Here is a 21,673-nt window from a genome sequence, read left to right as displayed (position 1 = left end):
GCTTGTCAGCCACCCTCGATCTCGGCGGCGAGGGTGAGCCAGGCCTCCTCGGTGCTGTCCTTGTCCGCGACGACGGCGCGCAGCTCGGCGTCCAGCGTCAGCAGACGCTCGTGATCCGTCGCGGCCTCGGCCAGCTCGTGATGCAGCTCCTGCTCGCGTCGGCTCAGGCGATCCAGGGCGCGCTCGAGCCGGGTCAGCTCCTTGCGGGCGGCGCGCAGCTCGCCCCCGGACAGGACGGGCGGCCCACCTGTCCGCCCGGCTTCGGCGACGGTGGTGGTCTGTCCGCCCGCTCCGCAGCCGGCGGCCGACGAACCCCGGGATGACGGTGCCCGAGCCGCGGCGTCCTGCCGGGCGGCCGCGCGCCGGGCGAGGTACTCCTCGATGCCGCCGGGCAGCATGCGYAGGTGCCCGTCGCCAAGTAGCGCCAGTGTCACGTCGCAGGTGCGTTCGAGGAAATAGCGGTCGTGGCTGACCACGATCAGGCTGCCCGGCCACGAGTCGAGGAGGTCCTCGAGCGCGGTGAGGGTGTCGGTGTCGAGGTCGTTGGTCGGCTCGTCGAGGAGCAGCACGTTCGGTCTGGCCATCAGCAGGCGCAGCAGCTGCAGCCGGCGGCGTTCGCCGCCGGAGAGGTCCCCGACCCGCGTCCACTGCCGTGACGACGGGAGGCCGAACTGCTCGAGTAACTGGCCGGCGGTCCGTTCCCGGCCCTTCTCGACCTCCAGGACCTGCCCGACCTGTTCGACGGCCTCCAGCGCCCGCAGCGACGCCGGTAGTTCGGCAATCTCCTGGGACAGCAGGGCCGGTCGCACGCTGGCCCCCACCCGGACCCGGCCGGCCTCCGGCGTCACCGCACCCAGCAGCACGCGCAGCAGGGTGGTCTTGCCGGCTCCGTTGACACCGACCAGCCCGATCCGGTCCCCCGGTCCGACCAGCCAGGTGACGTCGTCGAACAACGTCCGGTCCCCGATCCGGACCGTGATGTGCTCGGCGTCGTAGACGTCCTTGCCCAGCCGGGATGCCGCGAAGCTGCGCAGCGCCATGGTGTCCCGGGGCGGCGGCTCGTCGGCGATCAGCGCATTGGCGGCGTCGATGCGGAAGCGCGGCTTACTGGTCCGGGCGGGCGGGCCGCGGCGTAGCCAGGCGAGTTCCTTACGCAGCAGGTTCTGGCGCCTGGCTTCGGTGGCGTCGGCCCGCCGGGTGCGTTCGGCCCGCGCGAGCACGTACGCTGAGTAGCCGCCCTCGTACGCGTCGACACGCCCGTCCACGACTTCCCAGACCCGTCCGCACACCTCGTCGAGGAACCAGCGGTCGTGGGTCGCGACGAGCAGTCCACCGCGGAAGCCGGCTAGATGCCGGGCGAGCCAGGCGACCCCCTCGACGTCCAGGTGGTTCGTCGGCTCGTCCAGGATCAGCAGGTCGGTGTCCTGGACGAGGAGCCGGGCCAGCGCCACCCGGCGGCGTTCCCCGCCCRACATCGGTCCGACCGGGTCGTCGAGCCGTTCGAGCAGCCCGAGCCCGGCGAGGATGCCCCGCTGCCGGGGATCCGCCGCCCACTCGTGCTCAGCGACGGTGCCCACGACAATCTCGCGCACGGTGCGCTCGGCGGGGAGCACGTCGGCCTGCGCCAGGGTGGCGACCCGGGTGGAACCGGCGGGCACGACCCGGCCGGCGTCCGGGGCCACCTCGCCGGCGATGATCCGCAGCAGGGTGGACTTCCCGGCCCCGTTGCGCCCMACGACCCCGATCCGTTCCCCGGCGCCGATCCCCAGGCTCACCCGGTCGAGCAACGTCCGGGTGCCGAACGCGGCGTTGACGTTCTCGAGGCTGACCAGGACGGCGCTCACGGCGCTTCGCCTGCTCCCTCCACCATCCTGGCGCCGCTCGCCGGCCCGGAGGCCCGGCGTACCGCGCGGGCGACCCCCATCCCGGCGAGGCTCGCCGCGAGCGCGATGCTCTCCTGCGCTCCGGCCGCGAGGAAGGCGCAGGTCGGGCCGGAGCCGCTCACGATCGCCCCGACGGCTCCCAGCTCCCGGCCCGCCTCCAGGACGCGGCGCAGGGACGGCCGAAGCCGCAGCGCTGCCGGCTGCAGGTCGTTGACCAGGGCGGCTCCGAGCTGGCCGGGGTCGCCGGTGCGCAGCGCGGCGAGCACGTCGTCGGCGGGGGTCGGGCCGGTCCGCAGTTTGCCCTCGGTCAGCCGGTCGAACTCCTTGTAGACCGCGGGGGTGGACAGGCCGCCGTCGGCGAGCGCGAACACCCAGTAGTACTCGCCCGTCGCCAGGACGTCGGTGAGCTGCTCGCCGCGCCCGGTGCCGAGTGCGGTGCCGCCGGCCAGGGGGAACGGGACGTCGCTGCCGAGCTGGGCGGCGAGTCGGGTCAGGGTCGCCCGGTCCAGGCCGGTCTGCCAGAGCGCGTCGCAGGCGACGAGCGCCGCCGCCGCGTCGGCGCTGCCCCCGGCCATCCCCGCGGCGACGGGGATGCCCTTCGTCAGGGTGAGATGAACCCGTTCCGAGGTGATGCCCGCGGCCTCGGCAACCAGGTGAGCGGCCCGGACGGCGATGTTGTCCCGGCCGGTGGGGACGATGGAGACCTCCGGCGTGGACGTCGCCGGACCCAGCGACGCCGGGTCGGCGCCCTCCCCGGACACCTCGACGGTCACGACGATGTCCCCGCTGGACCGGCCGTTCCCGTCGAACCCGCCGTTCCCGTCGGACCCGCCGTTCCCGTCGGTGGTCGATGGCCCCGGGTCGTGGAACCGCGGGGGATCGACGGACGTCGCCGAGACGTCGTCGAACAGCGAGACGGCCTGCAGCACTGTGATGACGTCGTGGTAGCCGTCCGGTCGGAGCGGTCCGACGCCGAGATGCAGGTTGACCTTGGCGGGGGCTCGCACGGTGACGGTGGCGGGGCCGGCTCCGACGCTTCGGCGCGGACCCGGGTGGGATCGAGGCAGCGGATGCTCCTTCGCTCGGACGCACGCGCGCCCGCTGGGCGGCGTGGCGTTCGGTGGCGGCCGGCACCCAAACCTATCCGCCCACGCCGGGAGCGGATGAGCGTCCGCCCGCGAAGGATCGCGAGGGACGCAGCGAATCGGCCCCCGGCGACGCGGCGGGGACGATGYGCGCTTCCGTTCAGTGATCGTAGCTGTGCCGACGGGAACGGGTTGTTGTCCGACCGGAGAATTCGGGTATCCCTGATCGTGAACGGCCGCACCGGAGAGCGCCCGGACGGATCGTCCCTCGACGTCCCGCTCCTGGTCGGACCTGACCCCTTCCACCGCTTCGGGCGCTCCGACGATGCCGGCCAGGAAGGAGCACCATGACCACCACAACCAGCGCGGCCGGGCCCGAGGCGAAGGCCTCGGACGCAGGTGGTGCGCGTCGCACCACCGTGCCGGAGCGCAAGACATCCACCGAGCTGGTGACCGGCCGGGGCCGGACGTCGATCGCGGACGCCGTCGTCAGCAAGATCGCCGGTGTCGCGGCACGCGAGGTCTCCGGGGTACACAACCTGGGCTCGAGCGGGGCCCGCGCGATGGGTTCGTTCCGGGCCCRCATCCCCGGCGCGTCGGCCAGCGTCTCCCAGGGGGTCGCGGTGGAGGTCGGGGAACGGCAGGCCGCGATCGACCTCGACGTCGTCTGCGACTACGGGGTCTCCATCGTGGATCTGTCCCACTCGATCCGGCACAACGTCGTCACCTCTGTGGAGGGAATGACGGGCCTGGAGGTCACCGAGGTGAACATCGCGATCGATGACGTCTACATCGGCGAGGAGGAGTCGGAAGAGTCGCGGCGGGTCGAATGAGCACGAACCCGACAGCGGCCGGGCCGGTGAGCGGGTTCGCCTGGAACCCGGATGCCGTGGCCCGGACCGTGCTGTCCTGTCCCGGTGTCGTCCGGCTCATCGGCGCGCCGGTCCGGCACAAGGATCGTCACCGTGTTCCGGACGGCGGGGCGGGTGCCGCGGCCGAGGTCGCGACCTACCTTCCGGGCCGCCGGGTGGAGGGGGTACGGGTACGGCCGGACGGGATCCTGGTGCAGATCGTGTGCCGGTACGGGGAACGGCTCGGTGAGCTCGCCGCCCGGGTGCGCGCCGCGGTGCTGGTGGTCGAACCCGGCTGTCCCCGGGHCGACGTCGTCATCCGTGATCTGGCAATTCCGGATCCGGACCTGTCGTGTCCGCAGGGGCCGGACGCGGCGGTAGTCGGTCCGGGGACGCCCCGTTCGGGGGTGCCGGGTGCGGGGGTGCCGGGTGCGGGGGTGCCGGAGATGGGGGTGCCGGAGATGGGGGTGCCGTGACCTCCGATCGGCGGCAGGAGTCATCCCGACGCCAGCTCGACGCCGCCCGACGCAGGGCCGAGATCCGCGCGTTCATCCGCACGCACCATCCGGATCGGGGAGGTGATCCACAGGCGTTCGCCGCCGGCCTGCGGGCCCTGCGATCCACGCCGGATGGGCCGGACGGGCCGGGTGTTCCGGGTGTCCGCCTCACCACCCATCACCGGCCCAACGCCGCGGACATCCTGTTCGCCTGGGTTCGCGGTCGCGGGCGCCGCTGTTCCGACTCCACGCGTCGGTGGTGGTCGCACCGCCGGGCGCGGTTCGGCCCCGGCCGTGGTCCTCGGGTGCGCTGAGGCGACACCGGGTCCGCGGGACCRCACCCCGGGCTCGGTTCCATGTGACGATCACGCGGGATGCCCCTCGATCTGCCGGTCCAGAGGGGCGGACCGGGTACTGCGGCCGGGCTGGACGGGGCCGGGCTGGACGGGGCCGGGCTGGATGGGCCAGGAAAGGGGAAGAGCCRCATGCGATCGAGCGCGCTTGGCCTGATCATCGGTCTGATCGCCGGACTCGCCCTCGCCTTCGGGGGCTTCAGCGAGTTTCTGATCGTGCTGGTCTTCGGTGCGATAGGGCTGGTCATCGGCAAGGTGGTGGATGGTGATCTCGATATCACCCGTTATGTGGGCGGTGACCGGCGTCGGGGGCGGCGGTGAACGAGAGGGAGCGTGCGCGACCGGGCCGTCCCGCGGGTAGGCGGGMGGGGGCCGGTTCCCTGCGGGTGGCGGACCGGGTTGTCGAGAAGATCGCGGCCATGGCGGCGGCGGATGTCGTCGGCGTTACCGGACCGCSACGCGGATTCCCGCRCCATGGCGGCGCGCGGCGYCGTGGGCGTGCCGGGCGGCCACGGGTCTCGGCGAAGATGGAGGGAGCCACCGCCCGACTGACGATGTCGTTCTCCGTGCGTTACCCGATCCCGGTCACGGAGACGGYCGAGCTGGTCCGTTGCGAGGTGCGGGACCGGGTCGCGGCGCTCACGGGTGTGCGCGTGGCACATCTGGACATCGATATCCCGTCGCTGCCCTCCGATGGGTAGCGGCCCTCTTCTGTCCCTCCGGTTCGCGTTCAGACCACGGGTAACAGACCACGGGTAACAGACCACGGGTAACAGACCACGGGTAACAGACCACGGGTAACAGACAAGGTTGGGCTCGGTGAGGGGAGGGTGCCGTGCGGGTGGGGCGCAGGATCGTCGCCGGACTGCTCGCCGCGCTGATCGTGGCCGCCGGGGTCATCACCGTCATCGAGATCGTGGCCGCGGCCGGCGGTGGCAGGGGCTACGTCGTGGTCGACTGGCCGGCGTGGGCGGACGACCTGGCGGACACGGCCTGGTCCTCCGGGCCGGTCCGACTGGCCGCGGGGGTCTGCGTTCTAGTTGGCCTGCTGCTGATCTGGCTCGGAGCGCGGCGCGGAACGCCGTCCCGACTCGCCGTGCGGCGCGGCTGCGCGCAGACCATTGTCTTCGTCGAGCGGCGAGGGGTTGCGCGGGCGCTGCGCTCCGCAGCCCTGACCGTCGACGGGGTGCGGGCCGCCCGGGTTCGGGTCCGTGACCGGACCGCCGACGTCCGCCTGCGCCTTCGGCAGCGTGTCGCCGGTGGCGCGCGGGAGCGCGCGGGTGCCGTCCTGGCCTCTACGCTTGTCTCCTTCGAGCTGGCTGAGCCGCTCGAGCTGCGCATCCAGGCGACCCCGCCGGCCGCGGACCGGACCGTCAACGGGGCGGACCGGGCCGCTGGCGGTGCGGCATGACCGAGACGCGGGCAGCGGGCGGGCAGGCCGCCGAGGGCCGCTCGGCGGGTGGCGGGGTACCCGCGGAGCCCGGCGGGAGGCCGGCCGGGCTGTCCGAGCCGCCGCCCGACCGCCTCAACCKGGTCGCCCTGGTCGGAATCGGGTTGCTCTGCCTCGCGGCCGGTGTTCTCGCGTTGCTGGTGGGGGCCGGTGCGTTCGGAAACGACGTCGCCGACGAGGCGGTGCTCGACGCCGACACCCGTTCCTACCCGACCTCCCACGCCTGGTTCTGGCTCGTCGTGGGGATCGGTTCCGGGCTGGTCGTCCTGCTCGCCCTCGGGTGGCTTCGGGCGCAGACGGCGCTGGCGGCGCGGCGTCGTGGACTCTACGTGACGGATGATGCGCTCGGYGGTGTCCATTTGTCCGCCGCGGCACTGACCGACGCCGTCGAGGACGACGTGCTCGGGATCGTGGGCGTCGAGGCGGTGCGGGCGGTGCTGCGCGGCCGGCGGGAACCCGTGCTGGAGATCGCGGTCACCGTTGTCCCGGGGCCGGGGGTCGCCGGCGTGCTCGACGACATCCGTGGCCCGGTGCTCCATCGAGCCCGGACCGCGGTCGGTCGTCCGCGGCTACCCGCCAAGGTGGAGGTCCGCCCCGCTGCCACCATCCGGCCGCAGGTGCGCTGAGGTGCGGCCCGGCGTGACCGGGCAGGGTGACCAAGGCCGCGACGCACCCAGGGGCTTGACAGAACGGGGTCGTTTCCCCCATGCCATGGCGCGTCCGGTACTGTGAAGGACCGCGCCGCGGTGGTTCCACCGCCCTCCGGCGCCGGATCCCCAGTTTAGGAAAGGATGAGCGCCGCCATGTCCGAGGTCCGCATCGCCGCGGAGCCGCGCACCGAGTTCGGTAAGGGCGGGGCTCGTCGCACCCGTCGGGCCGGCAAGGTCCCGGCTGTTCTCTATGGTCACGGTAAGCCGCCGCGTCACATCGCGCTGCCCGCACACGWCCTCCTCCACGCCTTCAAGACCGACGCCGGCACGAACGTCCTGTTGACGCTCGAACTGGCCGAGGGGACCGAACTCGCGCTCGCGAAGGACGTCCAGCGCCACCCGATCAAGGGCAGCTTCGAGCACATCGACCTCGTGCTCGTGGCCCGGGGCGAGAAGGTCGTGGCCGACATCCCCGTGCAGGTGATCGGGGAACCACACCCGGACACCCTGGTCGACCAGCAGGTCACCACGATCGCGGTGAAGGCCGACGCCACCCGGCTGCCCGGCCCGATCGAGGTCGATATCACCGGGCTCGAGCCAGGTACGAGCATTCTCGCCCGCCAGCTGGTCCTGCCGGCCGGCTCCGAGCTCGACGCCGATCCCGACCTGGTCGTCGTGCAGTGCCTGGCCAAGCGGACGAACGCCCAGCAGGAGGCCTCGCTCGGCGAGACTCCGGTGGCGGAGGAGGCCGGCGTCGCGAGCGCGTCCGTCTAGGCGGATCCGCTCCATCGCCGATGTCGCCTGCCGATGATGATCACCCCGACCGGCGATGGGCCCTGGCTCGTCGCCGGTCTCGGCAATCCCGGACCGACCTATGCCGGGAATCGGCACAACGCCGGCTTCATGGTCGTGGACCTGCTCGCCGAGCGGACCGGGTCACGGCTGAAGTCGCACCGTTCCCGGGCCGATGTCGCAGAGACCCGCCTGGCCGGGGCGCGGGCGGTCCTTGCCCGTCCRCTCTCCTTCATGAATCTCTCCGGCGGTCCTGTCGCGGCGGCCCGGAGCTTCTACAAGGTCGAGGTCTCCCGGCTCATCGTGGTGCACGATGAGCTTGACATCCCCTTCGGGGCAGTGCGGCTCAAACGCGGCGGTGGGGACAACGGCCACAACGGTCTGCGGTCCATCTCCTCAGCGCTCGGGACGCGGGACTATCTGCGGGTCCGGGTCGGCATCGGCCGTCCGCCCGGCCGGATGGATCCGGCCGACTTCGTGCTGCGGGACTTCACCTCGACCGAACGCCGTGAGCTGCCCCTCCTGCTCGAACACGCGGCCGACTCGGTCGAGATGCTCATCGCCGACGGTCTGGAGCCCGCGCAGAACCGCTATCACGCGTTGCTCTGAACCGCTCGACGGACGCCGCGTGTTTCTGCCGGTCCGGCGGGCACTCCGGGTGCTTGGCTACTTCAAGTGTTGGCATGGATGCGAAAGGTCAACGGCATGGCCGGTTGCCGGGGAACCGGGGAGCGGAGGCTTCGTGCACTGGCATGAGGGGGAGAGAAAGGGCGGGCGAGCGCGGAGGAGTGCCGGATGCTGGCGTTGACGGCGGGCCCGCCGGCCGATGGTCGGGCGTACAGCGTCGTGGCCCTCGGGGCACATGCGGACGACGTGGAGATCGGCGCCGCTGCCACGATCATGCAGTTGCTGGCCGCCCATCCGGAGGCCACCGTGCACTGGGTGGTCTTCTCGGGCGAGGGCGAGCGCGGCTCGGAGGCGGAGGAGAGCGCGCGTGAACTGCTCGGCTCCTCGCTCGGTTCGCTGCACCTGCACGAGGTCCGGGACGGTTTCCTCCCGCGGGAGTGGAGCGGGGTCAAGGAGGTCCTGCTGCAGATCGCCCGCCAGGTCACCCCGGACATCGTGTTCGCCCCGGCGCTCGCGGATGCCCACCAGGATCACCGGGTGCTCGGCGAGCTGGCGTGGCAGGCCTTTCGCGGGGCGCTCATCCTCGGCTACGAGATCCCGAAATGKGAGGCTGACCGGCTGTCCCCCAGCCTGTACGTCCCGATCCTCGAGGAGACGGTCGGGGCAAAACTCGATCATCTCAAACGTCATTTCCGCAGCCAGCAGGACCGCGCCTGGTTCGACGACGAGACCTTCCGCGCGACCCTGCGGCTGCGCGGCGTAGAGTGCGGGACGCGCTACGCGGAGGCGTTCGACGCCCGCAAGGTGATGCTCACCTTCTGATATGTCTCCCGCCCACCGGTCTTCCGCCCACCGGTCTGCTCCGTCGGCTCGGTGAGGCCCGGCGGGCAGGGACTCAGGCTGGCGTCAGATGTTCCTGGATGCGACCGATGAGCGCCGTGTGGTCGAGTTCCTGTAGCACGTAGGCCTGGCCGGCTGTTCCGATCTCGGCCGCCTTCCAGGGCTGTTCCAGCAGGCTGCAGGCGGCGTCGGCGAAGGCGCCCGCGTCCTCGGCGACGAGGAGGTGGGTACCGGGCGTCCAGCCGAGGCCGCGGCTGCCGGTGGGTGTGCTCACGACCGGCGTTCCCGCCGCCATTGCCTCGATCGCCTTGATGTTCACGCCGGATCCCGAACGCATCGGGTTCACCGACAGGGTGGCGGTGGCGAGGTAACCGGCGACGCTCGGCACGTCGGTGTGCAACTCCACGCCCTCGAAGCCACCGAGCCATGCCGCCAGGCCCTCCTCCGGACGCCGCCCCACCACCTGGAAGGTCGCGTCGGGATGGCGGACCCGGATCGTCGGCCAGCAGCCGCCGAGGAACCAGCGCAGGGCTTCGATGTTGGTCGGGGTGTCCAGCGAGCCGACAAAGATCAGCTTTTTGCCGGCGCTGTCCCGAGGCGCCGGCTTCCGGCCCGGCGGGGCCGGCTCGGTACCGGCCGACCGGGTGCCCGTCGGTGCGGTGAGGGCGCCGACGGGCAGGAACGGCGGCAGGTGGAACGTTGGGATGCTCGCCCGCGTACGCCGCCAGTTGTGGTCTTCCAGCGAGATGTCCGCGATGCAGGTGATGAGCGGAGAGTGGTGCATCGAAAGCTCCGCCAGCCGCAGTTTGTGATACTCCAGCTCGTAGGCGACGGCGCGCGGCCCCGAGCTGTTGCGGGCCAGCACCCGGAAGAACTCCGAGTCGACGTTGTGCGCGCGCACCAGATGCGGCAGCTTCCAGATCCGGGCGACCTCCTCGCCGAGATGCGACGTCCGGCAGCTGTAACTGATCACGGCGTCGGCCCGTGGCGGTGTCGACTCCAGCGCGCGGCGCAACGGACCGACCGGCCGGGATGCGTGCATGAATGGCCGGGCCGTCAGGTGTGCCCGTGGGCTGTCGTCACGAGGCAGCCGGATGACGGCCGAACCCGGCACGGCCTCCTCGTACACGGCGATATCCAGGTTCTCCCGGGAAGGCACCAGGACCTGCATCCGAACGCCGGCCGCGGAAGCCGCGGTGAGGAAGCTGAAGGTCTCCACCCGGCCGCCCGCGTCCGCCGGGAGAAACGGTTCCTCGACAACGACGATCCAGCGTGTGGAGTCGCTCACCGGACAACTGTAACGACCGTGGGGTCGGGTAACGACTGCGGGCTCGGTACTCGCGCGGGGTGTCGCGGACAGTCCCAGGTAGATGACAAGAGTGTCGTGAGGTGAGGTGAGGTGAGGGTGGGGTCGAGGTGCGCGCAGGCCCGCCGGGGGTCCATCCGATTCCGCGGGACGACTTTGGCGCGGTGCGGGTGTCAYGGCTGYGCGGCGTCATGGYGTCATGGCGTCAATGGCGCCGTACCGCAAAGGACGGAGCCGTTGGTTGTGGCTGACCGGCGGAACGCTACGGTAAMCGCCATGACAGGTGTCCGGACCATCGGTCGAGGTGCCGCCGTGGCGGCGCTGGGAGCCACAACCGTTTACGGTCACGTCTTGTATCCGATCTATATCGGATTGCGCAGCCGTGGTCTGGAGTCGACGGCACCGCCGGACCCTGAGATCTGGCCGGGACTGAGCGTGGTCGTCTCCGCCTATCGGGAGTCGGCGGTGATCGGGGCGAAACTGGATGAACTCACCCGCGCGGACTATCCCGGGCCGATGGAGATCATCGTCGTGGCCGACGATCCGGAGACGGCCGAGGCCTCGCGCCGGCCCGGCGTGCGGGTGCTGTCGTCSGGGRAACGCCTCGGCAAGGCGCGGGCGGTCAACCGGGGAGTCGCCGCCGCCACCCACGAGCTCGTGGTGCTCACCGATGCGAACGCTGTGCTCGCGCCCGGTGCCCTGCGGGCAGCCGCCCGTCATTTCACCGACGAGACGGTCGGCGCGGTGGCGGGGGAGAAGCAGGTTGACGATCCCGACGGCGCCCAGGGCTTCTACTGGAAGTTCGAGTCCTGGCTGAAGCGCCGCGAGTCGGCGACCGGGGCGACCATCGGCGTGGTCGGCGAGATGCTGGCCTTCCGCCGCCAGGCGTTTCGGCCCCTGCCCGCGGACGTGGCCGTCGACGATGCCTGGCTGGCTCTCGACATCCTCGAAGGGGGGCTGCGGGTCGTCTACGAACCCGAGGCGTACTCGATCGAGTCGTCGAGCCCGGACTACTCGGCGGAGTGGGAGCGGCGGACCCGGATCGTCGCTGGCAACCTCGACATGCTCTGGCGGCGCCGGGCGGCGCTGGTGCCCGGCGCGCTGCCGGTCACCCCGCAACTGTGGGGCCACCGGCTGGTCCGCTCGTCATTCGGCCCGTTGGCGCAGGTCGTCCTGGTGGGGCTCGCCCTCCCGGCCGCCCGCCGGAGCTGGATTGCCCGGCTGTTCCTGGCCGGCAACGCCGTCGGCGCTGTGAGTACCGCGGCGCTGCTGACCGGGCGCACGCCGCCCGGTCCGACCCGCCTGGTCGCGCAGGTCTTCTTCCTGCAGGCCGTCGCGCTCGGCGGGGTGCGGCGCTTTGTGGCCCGGGACCGGCCCGCCGTCTGGCCCAAGCCGGAGCGGCCGGCCGTGGCCTCCGCGACGTCACCGGCGCCCCCGGGGTCGGTCCTGCCACCGGGGCAGACGACGCCGCCTGGCCCGCCGACCGAGTTGGCCCCGGCCGGCAACTGACCTGCTCCGGCAACTGACCTGCTCCGGCAACTGACGCCGCTGACGCCGGCCGGGACCGGCCTCGACCGGAGAACCCACCGCGGCCCGTCACCGGCTACGCCTATCGAAATACCACCCGCCGTGGGGTGGGAATACCGTGTGGCGCGACACCGCAACACCGCACGAGGCGTGGATATCCACCTGAGTGCGCGTCAGCACACGCAGTGAGGAGCGTGCCGCCATGTCCGTCGAGAAGTCCAACCGGTCCAGGTGGCAGTACGAGCTGGTACTGGTCAGTTTTCACAGCCGTGGCCAGCTCGAGCAGCTCTTCGCGACCCTTCCGTTGGACATGCCGGTTGTGATCATCGATAACGCGGAGGGCRTCGACCGCGTTGACGAGCTGATCGCGGACCGGCCCAACAGCCGTTACCTCGACTCCGGTGGCGGCAAGGGATTCGCGAAGGCCGCCAACATGGGCATCCGTTCGTCGCGCTACGAGTACGTGGTGCTCGGCAACCCGGACAGCCGGCCCACCGTGGAGGTCATCGACACGCTGGTCGACGACCTCATCGCCGATCCCGAACTGGTGACCAGCGCGGCCACCATGAAGGGGCACGACGACAAGCCCGAGCTCGGTAACGGCGGCTGGGAGCCGACGCCTCGCCGGGTGCTGCTGCACGTGCTGGGAGCGCACAAGGTGGCGCCGAGCTCGGCGCTGTTCGCCCGGCCGACACCGGGCCGCCCGATGAACCCCGAGTGGCTGACCGGCGCCTGCATGGCCGTCCGTCGGTCCACCTTCCTCGAACTGGGCGCCTTTGATGAGACGTTCTACGTCTACAACGAGGACATGGCGCTCGGCCGGGCGATCCGTGAGGCGGGGCTGCGGCAGAAGCTGCGCACCGATCTGCTGGTACCCCACGGGGCGGGAGGTTCCGGGGCCGGTAAGACATGGATGCTGCAGATGCGCGGTGCGTCCATGGTGCGTTATCTGCGTAAGCACAATGCGCCGGCTCGGGTGAACGTGATGCGCTCGATGCTCGTCGCCGGCTACGCCGGGCGTACGGTGCTCTCTCGGGYCCGGGGCAGGAAGGCAGTGGCCGACGAGCACGCCGCATATATCAAGGGCCTGCTGGTCGGACCGCCGGCCCAGTAGCCGCGCCCGTTCCTCGTTCGTTCCCTGCCTGTTCAGTGGGCTGTTTGTCCGATTCGTCCCTCTGGCCAGGCAGGGAAGTGAACTCGCTGGTCCCGGGCTCGCTGGTCCCGGGCTCGCTGGTCCCGGGCTCGCTGGTCCCGGGCTCAGGTGAAGCGGGCCACCCGCCATTCCCGGCGACCGCGGCGGACCAGGATGACCGAGCCGTGCAGCAGATCCTTGGTCCCGACGGTGGCTTCCACGCCGACCCGTTCCCCGTTCACCAGGACCGCATGGTTGCCCAGGTGCTCGCGCGCATCCCGCTTGCTGCTGGCGAGGCCGGTGGCGATCAGCAGATCGACAACCGGCCAGCCGTCATCCTCGAGCCGGGCGGCCGGCTCCTCGACCGTGGGCACGTCGGCGAAGACGTCGGAGAGCAGATCCGCGCCGATCGCCTTCACGTCCCCGCTGAACAACGCCGCCGACGCCRCCTCGGCCGCGTCCACCGCGGCCTGACCGTGCACCAGTGCGGTGATCTCCCGCGCCAGGTGACGCTGCAACGCCCGCTTACCCGGAGCCTCGGCGTGCTCGGCGAACAGCCGCTCCAGCGGCTCACGGTCGATGAGCGAGAAGAACAGGGCGAACCGGCGTGCCTCGTCGTCGGACAGATTGATCACGAACTGGTACAGGGTGTAGGGCGAGGTACGGTCGGCCGAGAGCCAGACCGCACCCTTCTCCGACTTGCCGAACTTCGTGCCGTCCGAACGCAGCAGCAGCGGGCAGGTCAGCCCGTGTACCTGGGTGCGCAGCACCCGTCGCACGTAGTCGATCCCGGCGACGATGTTGCCCCACTGGTCGGAGGCGCCCATCTGAAGGGTGACCCCGTGGTCCTCGCACAGGCGGCGGAAGTCGTACGCCTGGAGCAGGGAGTAGCTGAACTCGGTGTAGGTCAGGCCGACGTCGGGATCGTCCAGCCRCCGGCGCACCGAGTCACGGCGGACCATCTCGGTGACGGGGAAGTGCTTGCCGACGTCCCGCAAAAACTCGATCATTCCGAGTCCGTCGAGCCAGTCGGCGTTGTCGACGAACTGTGGTAGCTGGCCGGAGTCCAGGGCYCGGGCGAAGACGGACTCCATGATCTCCTGTTGTCCGAGCATGTTCGTCCGTACCTCCTGGGCGGTGAGCAGGCTACGTTCCACCGACTTGCCCGACGGGTCGCCGATCAGACCCGTGCCACCGCCGAACAGGGTKACCGCGCCGATCCCCGCCCGTGCGGCCCGGATCAGCAGGGTCATCGGCAGCAGGTTGCCGATCGTCAGCGAGGGGGCCGTCGGGTCGAAGCCGATGTAGCAGCGCCGCCGTCCGCTGTCGAGGTGCTCCCGCDGCTCGGCGGGATCGGTGCTGTCGTGGAGGAGTCCACGCCAGGACAGCTCGTCCAGGAGCGCGTGTGTCATGGGCCCATGGTAGAAGTGGCGCGCCGGTCCGCAGTGACACCGCGAGATCACCCGGTAGGGGAGCGCGGGCGGACGCGGCTGCCCGCGCGGCCCGGTCCCGCCCGCGTCGCGCGCTGCCAGGCGTACAGCAGATGTGTCACGATCCCGAGCAGGACGCCCAACGAGGCCGCGATCCCGAGCCCGGCGGTCCAGACCAGTGGCGAGGGTTTCGATGAGTCTGGGCCGGCTGCGCCGATCGGACCGGTGTTCGTGAGTGTGGCGCCGGCCCCGTGGGTCGTCGCGTCGCCGGCGGACCCCCGGGCCTGCCCGCCGGGCATGATGCGGCCGGCGGCCGGCGCGGGCCCCCCCACCCCCCAGCGTGTCGGTGCCGACAGCAGCGGATTGCTCCTGACCACCGGCACGGCCCGGGTCAGCGCCGCGACGGGGTCGACGATGCCAAAGCCGAACTCGTCGTCGCGGCCAGGAGAGCCCGCATCCCGCGCGGTGTAGACGAGCCGCTCGATGACGTTGGGTGCGTCCAGGTCCGGCTGGGCGGCCCGGATGAGGGCGACAACGCCCGCGACGATCGCCGCGGAGTTCGAGGTGCCGCCCCCGGTGTCCAGGCCGTCCGGGGAGACCCGGGTCGGGACGGGGGCCCGGATACCGGGGGCCGGCGCGGCGATGACGGCCCGCGGCCCGTGGGCCGATTCCCGCCAGAAACCACCAGCGGCCGTCGATCCGGTCACCGCGACCACCCCCGGGATACTGGCGGGGGAGTTGATCGCGGTGTCGCCGGACTCGACGTTCCCCGCCGAGGCGACCACCACCACGTCGTGCGCGAGGGCGTAGCCGACCGCTTTCTCCTCGTCCGGGGTCGCCGTCCCCGTCGAGCCCAGGGAGAGGTTGATGACGTCGGCACCCAGGTCGACTGCCCGGCGGATGCCGATCGCGACCTCCTCCGAGTTCGCCTCGGCGCCGGTCGAGACGGGCAGGATCTTGGCGGCCGGGGCGATGCCGCGGACCTCGGGCCGGCCGTTGTCGTTGCGACCGGCGATGATGCCCGCCATGGCGGTGCCGTGGCCGTTCGGATCATCGTCGCGCCAACCGTCCCGCGCCGCCCCGGGGCCGATGCCGGTACCGGGAAGCAGCTGACCCCACAACTTGGGTTGGCTGGCGTCGACCCCGCCGTCGATGACGGCCACCACCGTGCCCGCGCCCTGGCTGATCCGGTGCGCCTGGGCGAGTCCCAGGACAGCGTGGTACCACTGCGAGCCTCGGGCGGGCGCGATCGAAGCCGGGCCGGGCCCGGCCGCGTGCGGCGGGACGGCRGCGCCGGCCGGAGCGGTCGTCATCACGAGGCCGACCAGCAGCGCGAGGCCGACCAGCAGGCCGAGCATGGCGCGGTGGTGCATGAGGGGGTCCTGCCTCCGGGGGCTGCCGCTCGGCGGGCGTGGCTGATCGTGTCCGGTTACGCGCCCTGTCTGAGGAAGTTTTCCACATTGCATGGTCTATGCAGACCACTGTTACAAAGCAGATAGCTCGTCCGGATAGCCCGAGGTGGTTTTCCCGGCTTCAGTGCCTTCGACGGCGCAGGAGACGATCGATGCCCAGTGGGGCGTGGCTCTGCCGGGTGACCGCCTCCCCGGTCCCGGTCCCGGTCCCGGTCGACGCGCAACCTCCACCGGACCGGGGCGCGCTCCTCGCGTCCCTGGTTGCCGCCCTGGCCTGATGGTCGCTCCGTCGCCTACCAACACTTACGTGACGGTAGAGTGCCGAGGAACCGCGTATGGGCGCCGCGAAGAGTCGCACCGAGAGGGGCCGCAGCAATGACCGACAGAAGGGACGTCGGCACGGACGTCGGCGAGGGCGTCGCGTCACCGCCGGAACATCCGCGGATCGCCGAGTTGACCGCGCGTGCCGCCACGAGTGAGATCCCGACCGCGGCGCTGTGCCGTGATCTCGCCGTCGCGCACGAGCGGGCCGGCGACGACGCCGGGGCCGTGCGGTGGGCCCTGGCGCTCACCGACGCCGGCAGCGACCTCGGTGCCTGGTCGGCCGCTGCCGGCGTGCTGCGCCGCGTCCTGCCGCGGGTCGCGCCGCTGCCGAGGTCCGCGCGGGTGGCCGTGCTCGGCAGTTACACGACGTCGCAGTTCGCCGCGCTGTTGCCGCTGGCCGCGGCGCGAGCCGGGGTCGCCGTCGAGGTCTACGAATGCGGCTATGGGCAGTACCGCCAGGAGGTCCTGGACCCCGCGAGTGAGCTCTACCGGTTCCGGCCCGACGTCGTCGTGCTCGCGGTGCACGCCGGGGAGACCGCCCTGCCGGCGGTCGCCGACGACCCGGCCGCCGCGGTGGCCACCGAGGTCGAGCGTTGGACGTCGCTGTGGGACATGATCATAAATCGGTGCGGGGCCCGGATCGTCCAGCACACCTTCGCCATCCCCGGCGAGGTCGCGCTCGGCCATCTGGCGTTGCGGGTTCCCGGCTCCCGGCCGGCGATGCTCGCGCGGGTCAACGCCGAACTCGGCCGGGTGTCCGGCGAGCGGGGCGACGGGGTCGCCTTCGTCGACTGCGAGCGGCTCGCCGCCGACGTGGGCAAGCGTGCCTGGTTCGACGCGCGGTACTGGCACCGGTCCAAGCAGGCGGTGTCGCTCGCGCAGGTGCCGCTGCTGGCCCGGCACACCGCCGCGGTGATCGGGGCTCAGCTGGGAACGAGYCGGAAGTGCCTGGTCCTCGACCTCGACAACACTCTGTGGGGCGGCGTGCTCGGGGAGGAGGGCCTGGCCGGCATCGCGCTCGGCGATGGCGCTGTCGGGGAGGCGTTCGCCGCGTTCCAGACGTACGTCGCCGAGTTGAAGGCCCGCGGGGTCGTGCTCGCCGTCTGTTCCAAGAACAACGACGCCGACGCCCGGGAGGCGTTCGAGCGTCATCCGGGGATGCGGCTCGGCCTCGATGACATCGCGGTGTTCAGCGCCTGCTGGGACGACAAGCCGACGCAGATCCGCCGGATCGCCGCCGCGCTCGGCCTCGGCCTCGACGCGCTGGTCTTCGTTGACGACAACCCGGCCGAACGCGAGGTCGTCCGCCAACTCGTTCCCGAGGTGGACGTCGTGGCGCTGCCCGCCGATCCGCACGGCTACGTCCGGGCGCTGGCGGACTATCCCTTCTTCGAGGCCAGCGCCCTCACGGCCGAGGACGCCGCGCGCACCGCCGCGTACCGGGCCCGGGCCGAGACGGCTGCCGCCGCCGCGGCGGCGACCTCGCTGGAGGATTTCCACCGCGGGCTGGACATGACCGCTACCGTGGTCCCGCTCGACGACATGACCCTGCCGCGGGTCGCCCAGTTGGTCGGCAAGACCAACCAGTTCAACCTGACCGGTCGCCGCCGGGGCGCCGCCGAGATCGAGCGGCTGGCCGCCGATCCCGGCACGGCGGTGTTCTGCGTCCGGCTCGCCGACCGGTTCGCCGACCACGGGCTGGTCGCCGTGGTCATCGCGGTGGAGTCGGCGGACGCGCTGGACATCGACACCTGGCTGATGAGCTGCCGGGTGATCGGCCGGACCCTCGAGGACGAGGTGGCCGCGCTTGTTCTCGCCGAGGCCCGCCGCCGCGGCCTCGCCCGCGTGACCGGGCACTACCGGCCGTCGGCGAAGAACGTTCTGGTGGCCGGCCTCTACGAACGGCTCGGTTTCGAGCGGGTCGACCCGGCGCCGGCCACGACCCCGGCGGCGGAGACGACGTGCTGGAGCCGTGATGCGCGGTCGCCGTACCTGCCGCCTGGGCTCATCCGGGTCGTCGTGGCCGAGCCGTCCGGCGTCGTGGCCGGGCTGTCTCCCCAGGTGTTCCCCCAGCCGCGGCCACAGGACCGCAAGATGGAAGAGGTGCCTCGCTGATGGTGCAGGAGCGACTACAGCAGATCTTCCGGGAGATCTTCAGTGACGACGACCTCGTCATCAGCGACGGAATGACCGCCGCCGATGTACCGGGGTGGGACTCGCTCGCGCATATCAACCTCATCTACGCGGTCGAACGCGAGTTCTCGATCCAGATCGCCGATGAACGGCTCGCGAGTTTCGCCACCGTCGGTGACCTGCGCGAGCACATCGAGGAGCTGAGTGGTGTCCACTGAGATCGAGCGTGTCAACGGCCCCGGCCCCGGTGCCCCTCTCGGGTCCGGCGGGTCCGCCGGACCCGACTCCGCAGGGAGCGACTCCGCAGGGAGCGGCGCCGTCCGAGCCGATCAGCCCGCAGCCGCCCCGTCCCCCCGGGTAGCCGAGACGGACGGCGACCAGGACACCCGGGATGCCTCCGACCTCGGGCTGTGGGAGATCCTGCGGGAGGACTGGCGCCGGCACTACAAATMGTTCGCCCACCCGGGGCTGCACGTGCTCGCCGTCTATCGCATCGGGCAGTGGCGGCGCACCCGCAGCCAGCCCGTCCGCGGGATCGTGACCGTCTTCTACAAGGTGGTCAACAAATTGGTCATCCGTAACCTGTACGGGGCCGAGCTCGACGAGCAGGCGCGGATCGGCCGCCGGGTCCACATCGGCCATCACCAGACGATCCTCATCCCGCCGCACTGCGTGATCGGGGACGACTGCACCCTGCGGCACAACTTGACCATCGGCTACGCGAGCGGTACGGCGGGCCCGCGGGACGTGCCGAAGGTCGGCAAGCGGGTCGAGCTCGCCCCCGGGGTCCACCTCATCGGGGCGATCAGCATCGGCGACGACGCCAGGATCGGTCCGGGCTCGATCGTGATGACGGACGTGCCGGCGGGCTCGACCGTCTTCGCCGCTCCCGCGCGGGTGATGCGCCCACCGGGGCGTTGAGACCGTCCGGGTGACGCGCCCGCCGGCGCGCTGAGACTGCCGACGCGCCACTGCGGGATGTCGGCGACCGGCTCGTGGGATCGACTCGGTACGGTTTGAGGCCGGAACACTGGTGTCCGATTGGACCCGACCTGTGCCGTTGCCGAGATGGGGAGGACTCGCGGATGAAGGTGCTCGTGACGGGCACGGAGGGGTATCTGGGGTGCCTGCTCGCGCCCGAGCTGCTGCGTGATGGCCATGAGGTCATCGGCGTGGACACCGGCTACTACAAGTACGGCTGGCTGTACCGCGGCGTCGACCGGACCCCGTTGACCCTTGACAAGGACCTTCGCCATCTCACGGTCGAGGACTTCGCGGGGGTCGACGCCGTCGTGCACATGGCGGAGCTGTCCAACGACCCGCTCGGCGCGCTCGCCCCGGACGTGACGTACAAGGTGAACCACGTCGGCTCGGTCCGGCTGGCGAAGCTGGCCAAGCAGGCCGGCGTCGAACGGTTCGTCTACATGTCCTCCTGCAGCGTCTACGGCGTCGCGACYGGTGTGGACGTCACCGAGGCCTCGCCGGTGAACCCGCAGACCCCCTACGCCGAGTGCAAGGTCTACGTGGAGCGTGACGTCGCCCCGCTGGCGGACGACACCTTCTCGCCGACCTTCCTGCGCAACGCCACCGCCTACGGTGCCTCCCCGCGGCAGCGTTTYGACATCGTGCTCAACAACCTGGCCGGGGTGGCCTGGACTACCGGCGAGATCGCGATGACCTCGGATGGCACCCCGTGGCGCCCGCTGGTCCACGGGCTCGATATCGCGAAGGCGATCCGCCTGGTGCTGACCGCACCGCGCGACATCGTGCACAACCAGATCTTCAACGTCGGCGACAGCGAGCAGAATTACCAGGTGAAGGAGATCGCGGACGCGGTCGCCACGGTGTTCACCGGCTGCACGCTGAGCTTCGGTGACAACGGCGGTGACAATCGCAGCTACCGGGTGTCGTTCGACAAGATCGCCTCCACCCTGCCCGGCTTCTCCTGTGACTGGAACGCGCTCAGGGGCGCCCAGCAGCTGCACGACGTCTTCACCCGTATCCAGCTCGACAACGAGACGTTCACCGGCCGCGGGCACACCCGGCTCAAGCAGCTTCAGTACCTGATCCGCACCGGCCAGCTCGACGCCGACCTGTTCTGGGCCCACTCGTGATCATTACGCCGACGCCGATCGCCGGGGTGATGATCGTCGATGTCGAGCCGTTCCCCGATGCCCGCGGCATGTTCGCGCGCACGTTCTGTGCCGACGAGTTCGCCGCCGCGGGGCTCACGGTCGACGTCGCCCAGTGCAGCGTGGCCTACAACGCCTCCGCGGGCACCGTCCGCGGGATGCACTGGGCGGGGGAGCCGGTGCGGGAGACCAAGCTGGTGCGCTGCACCCGCGGCGCCCTGCTCGACGTCGTCGTCGATCCCCGCCCGGACTCGCCGACCTATCTGCGGCACGTGGCGGTGGAGCTCTCGGCCGACAACCATCGGGCGCTGTTCATCGACGCGGGCCTGGCGCACGGGTACCAGACGCTCGTCGACTCCACCGAGGCGACCTATCAGATGAACGTCCCGTTCACGCCGGGACACGACCGTGGGCTGCGCTTCGACGACCCGCGACTGGGCATCGTCTGGCCGCTGCCCGTCTCGGTGATCTCCGACAAGGACCGTGCGTGGCCGCTGCTGGCCGGCGATGGCCCGGCCGGACCATCCGGCGACGCCGCGCCACCCGGCCCTCCCGGCATCCAACGTGATGTAGCTCACGCATCCGGCGGGGTCGGCGCGACGGCCTGAATCCGTCGTCCCCGGTTCGGTCGACCGCCGGGCCTCCGCTCCACCAGTGAAAATCAATGCTGGCAGGGAAAAGTGGGCGGGTGTGGGGTGTTGCCCACGAACGGGGGCGGGTGCTGGAGGGCATCCCACGTCTTGCCAGCTGGACAACCAGGCGCGGACGTGAGGGTTGGATTACCGGGGTTTCCCCCGACCGGCTGAACGAGGCCGTCGGTCGACAGTCGGTCGACCGACGGCCGACAATGCCTGCAACGCCGCGGATACCCGCCGGGCGGGACGGCTGGCGGGGCCGGCTCGGCGGCGTCGGGGGGTGGTGCCACGGCTTCCTCTCGGCGACTGTGGGTCACGTGGGGGGTGGTGCCCACCGGCTAGCATGACCCGGCGTGCGCAGAACCCATGACCGCCGATCTTCGCCGGAAAATCATCGGGCTGCCGTCAGCGGTGCCGGCGGTGGCATCTCGCCGACGGAAACGAGCGCTCGTCCGGCGGTCGCCGCTGCGGCGGTGGGTGGCGGGTGTCCGGCCGATGACCGGTGCCCGCATGCCCGGTGCCCGCGCTCTCCTTCCTGCCTTCGCCGGCGATCGCCCGGCGGCGTGGCGGGCCCGTCCCGGCTTCACGAAGATCATGTCGTTCGCGGGACCGTC

Annotated in this window: 23 protein-coding genes; 18 read left to right on the top strand and 5 right to left on the bottom strand. The window is 71.5% G+C overall.

Annotated elements, in window-relative coordinates; translation table 11 throughout:
• Positions 1–5 precede the first annotated feature (5 nt).
• A complete protein-coding gene (locus CcI156_RS07600) occupies positions 6–1,844 on the bottom strand; it encodes an ABC-F family ATP-binding cassette domain-containing protein (protein ID WP_076805003.1) in 1,839 nt (612 codons plus the stop codon).
• On the bottom strand, positions 1,841–2,890 hold the full coding sequence (locus CcI156_RS07595; RefSeq protein ID WP_023840058.1) for a 4-(cytidine 5'-diphospho)-2-C-methyl-D-erythritol kinase: 1,050 nt from the start codon (positions 2,888–2,890) through the stop codon (positions 1,841–1,843). Before CcI156_RS07595 ends, CcI156_RS07600 begins: the two co-directional genes overlap by 4 nt.
• Positions 2,891–3,315: 425 nt before the next feature.
• On the opposite strand from CcI156_RS07595, the gene CcI156_RS07590 reads away from it, so the two are divergent.
• From CcI156_RS07590 to CcI156_RS07545, 10 genes are all read left to right on the top strand, one after another.
• On the top strand, positions 3,316–3,801 hold the full coding sequence (locus tag CcI156_RS07590) for an Asp23/Gls24 family envelope stress response protein (protein WP_076805001.1): 486 nt from the start codon (positions 3,316–3,318) through the stop codon (positions 3,799–3,801).
• Entirely contained in the window at positions 3,798–4,295 is a 498-nt protein-coding gene (locus tag CcI156_RS07585; protein ID WP_076805000.1) for a hypothetical protein, read from the top strand. The genes CcI156_RS07590 and CcI156_RS07585 overlap by 4 nt, the downstream gene beginning before the upstream one ends.
• Positions 4,292–4,630, top strand: a complete 339-nt coding sequence (locus tag CcI156_RS26680; protein ID WP_049760994.1) for a hypothetical protein — start codon at positions 4,292–4,294, stop codon at positions 4,628–4,630. Before CcI156_RS07585 ends, CcI156_RS26680 begins: the two co-directional genes overlap by 4 nt.
• 171 nt (positions 4,631–4,801) lie before the next feature.
• Complete coding sequence (locus CcI156_RS07575) at positions 4,802–4,990, top strand: DUF2273 domain-containing protein (protein WP_035732549.1); 189 nt, start codon at positions 4,802–4,804, stop codon at positions 4,988–4,990.
• Entirely contained in the window at positions 4,987–5,370 is a 384-nt protein-coding gene (locus tag CcI156_RS07570) for an Asp23/Gls24 family envelope stress response protein (protein ID WP_076804998.1), read from the top strand. The genes CcI156_RS07575 and CcI156_RS07570 overlap by 4 nt, the downstream gene beginning before the upstream one ends.
• Positions 5,371–5,510: 140 nt before the next feature.
• Entirely contained in the window at positions 5,511–6,080 is a 570-nt protein-coding gene (locus tag CcI156_RS07565; protein WP_051623744.1) for a DUF6286 domain-containing protein, read from the top strand.
• A complete protein-coding gene (locus CcI156_RS07560) occupies positions 6,077–6,745 on the top strand; it encodes a hypothetical protein (protein WP_083718361.1) in 669 nt (222 codons plus the stop codon). The genes CcI156_RS07565 and CcI156_RS07560 overlap by 4 nt, the downstream gene beginning before the upstream one ends.
• Before the next feature lie 177 nt (positions 6,746–6,922).
• Complete coding sequence (locus CcI156_RS07555) at positions 6,923–7,543, top strand: 50S ribosomal protein L25/general stress protein Ctc (protein ID WP_076805077.1); 621 nt, start codon at positions 6,923–6,925, stop codon at positions 7,541–7,543.
• 33 nt (positions 7,544–7,576) lie between these two features.
• The gene (pth, locus tag CcI156_RS07550; RefSeq protein ID WP_011438325.1) at positions 7,577–8,170 is read left to right on the top strand and encodes an aminoacyl-tRNA hydrolase; all 594 of its coding nucleotides are present in this window, start codon (positions 7,577–7,579) and stop codon (positions 8,168–8,170) included.
• A gap of 186 nt (positions 8,171–8,356) precedes the next feature.
• Positions 8,357–9,010, top strand: a complete 654-nt coding sequence (locus CcI156_RS07545) for a PIG-L deacetylase family protein (RefSeq protein WP_076804995.1) — start codon at positions 8,357–8,359, stop codon at positions 9,008–9,010.
• Positions 9,011–9,083: 73 nt separating this feature from the next.
• On the opposite strand, the gene CcI156_RS07540 is transcribed toward CcI156_RS07545, so the two are convergent.
• Positions 9,084–10,316 (bottom strand): glycosyltransferase, encoded by a 1,233-nt coding sequence (locus CcI156_RS07540; protein ID WP_023840062.1) that lies wholly within the window; start codon positions 10,314–10,316, stop codon positions 9,084–9,086.
• A gap of 294 nt (positions 10,317–10,610) precedes the next feature.
• On the opposite strand from CcI156_RS07540, the gene CcI156_RS07535 reads away from it, so the two are divergent.
• Positions 10,611–11,843: a glycosyltransferase family 2 protein gene (locus CcI156_RS07535; protein WP_076804994.1), complete on the top strand. Its 1,233-nt coding sequence runs from the start codon at positions 10,611–10,613 to the stop codon at positions 11,841–11,843.
• A gap of 220 nt (positions 11,844–12,063) precedes the next feature.
• Entirely contained in the window at positions 12,064–12,975 is a 912-nt protein-coding gene (locus tag CcI156_RS07530) for a glycosyltransferase (protein ID WP_076805075.1), read from the top strand.
• A 143-nt stretch (positions 12,976–13,118) separates the two neighbouring features.
• Here CcI156_RS07530 and tyrS read toward each other — a convergent pair whose 3' ends face one another.
• A complete protein-coding gene (gene tyrS / locus CcI156_RS07525; RefSeq protein WP_076804993.1) occupies positions 13,119–14,405 on the bottom strand; it encodes a tyrosine--tRNA ligase in 1,287 nt (428 codons plus the stop codon).
• 47 nt (positions 14,406–14,452) lie between these two features.
• Positions 14,453–15,796, bottom strand: coding sequence for a S8 family serine peptidase (locus CcI156_RS07520; protein WP_023840064.1), 1,344 nt, complete (start codon positions 15,794–15,796; stop codon positions 14,453–14,455).
• A gap of 191 nt (positions 15,797–15,987) precedes the next feature.
• Here CcI156_RS07520 and CcI156_RS27380 point away from each other — a divergent pair, with 191 nt between their 5' ends.
• From CcI156_RS27380 to CcI156_RS07495, 6 genes are all read left to right on the top strand, one after another.
• The gene (locus CcI156_RS27380) at positions 15,988–16,113 is read left to right on the top strand and encodes a hypothetical protein (protein ID WP_023840065.1); all 126 of its coding nucleotides are present in this window, start codon (positions 15,988–15,990) and stop codon (positions 16,111–16,113) included.
• A 97-nt stretch (positions 16,114–16,210) separates the two neighbouring features.
• Positions 16,211–18,274: an HAD family hydrolase gene (locus CcI156_RS07515; protein WP_023840066.1), complete on the top strand. Its 2,064-nt coding sequence runs from the start codon at positions 16,211–16,213 to the stop codon at positions 18,272–18,274.
• Positions 18,274–18,510 (top strand): acyl carrier protein, encoded by a 237-nt coding sequence (locus CcI156_RS07510; protein ID WP_011438317.1) that lies wholly within the window; start codon positions 18,274–18,276, stop codon positions 18,508–18,510. Before CcI156_RS07515 ends, CcI156_RS07510 begins: the two co-directional genes overlap by 1 nt.
• Complete coding sequence (locus CcI156_RS07505) at positions 18,500–19,213, top strand: serine O-acetyltransferase (protein WP_254847307.1); 714 nt, start codon at positions 18,500–18,502, stop codon at positions 19,211–19,213. The genes CcI156_RS07510 and CcI156_RS07505 overlap by 11 nt, the downstream gene beginning before the upstream one ends.
• 164 nt (positions 19,214–19,377) lie before the next feature.
• A complete protein-coding gene (locus CcI156_RS07500; protein ID WP_011438315.1) occupies positions 19,378–20,406 on the top strand; it encodes an NAD(P)-dependent oxidoreductase in 1,029 nt (342 codons plus the stop codon).
• Positions 20,403–21,032 carry a dTDP-4-dehydrorhamnose 3,5-epimerase family protein gene (locus tag CcI156_RS07495; RefSeq protein ID WP_011438314.1) on the top strand — a complete coding sequence of 210 codons (630 nt, stop codon included), beginning with the start codon at positions 20,403–20,405 and terminating at the stop codon, positions 21,030–21,032. The genes CcI156_RS07500 and CcI156_RS07495 overlap by 4 nt, the downstream gene beginning before the upstream one ends.
• Positions 21,033–21,673 lie beyond the last annotated feature (641 nt).

Source organism: Frankia sp. CcI156 (assembly GCF_001983015.1).
Classification (GTDB): domain Bacteria; phylum Actinomycetota; class Actinomycetes; order Frankiales; family Frankiaceae; genus Frankia; species Frankia casuarinae.
Note: the sequence above shows the minus strand (reverse complement) of the source record. Positions and strands in the feature narration are given on the sequence as shown.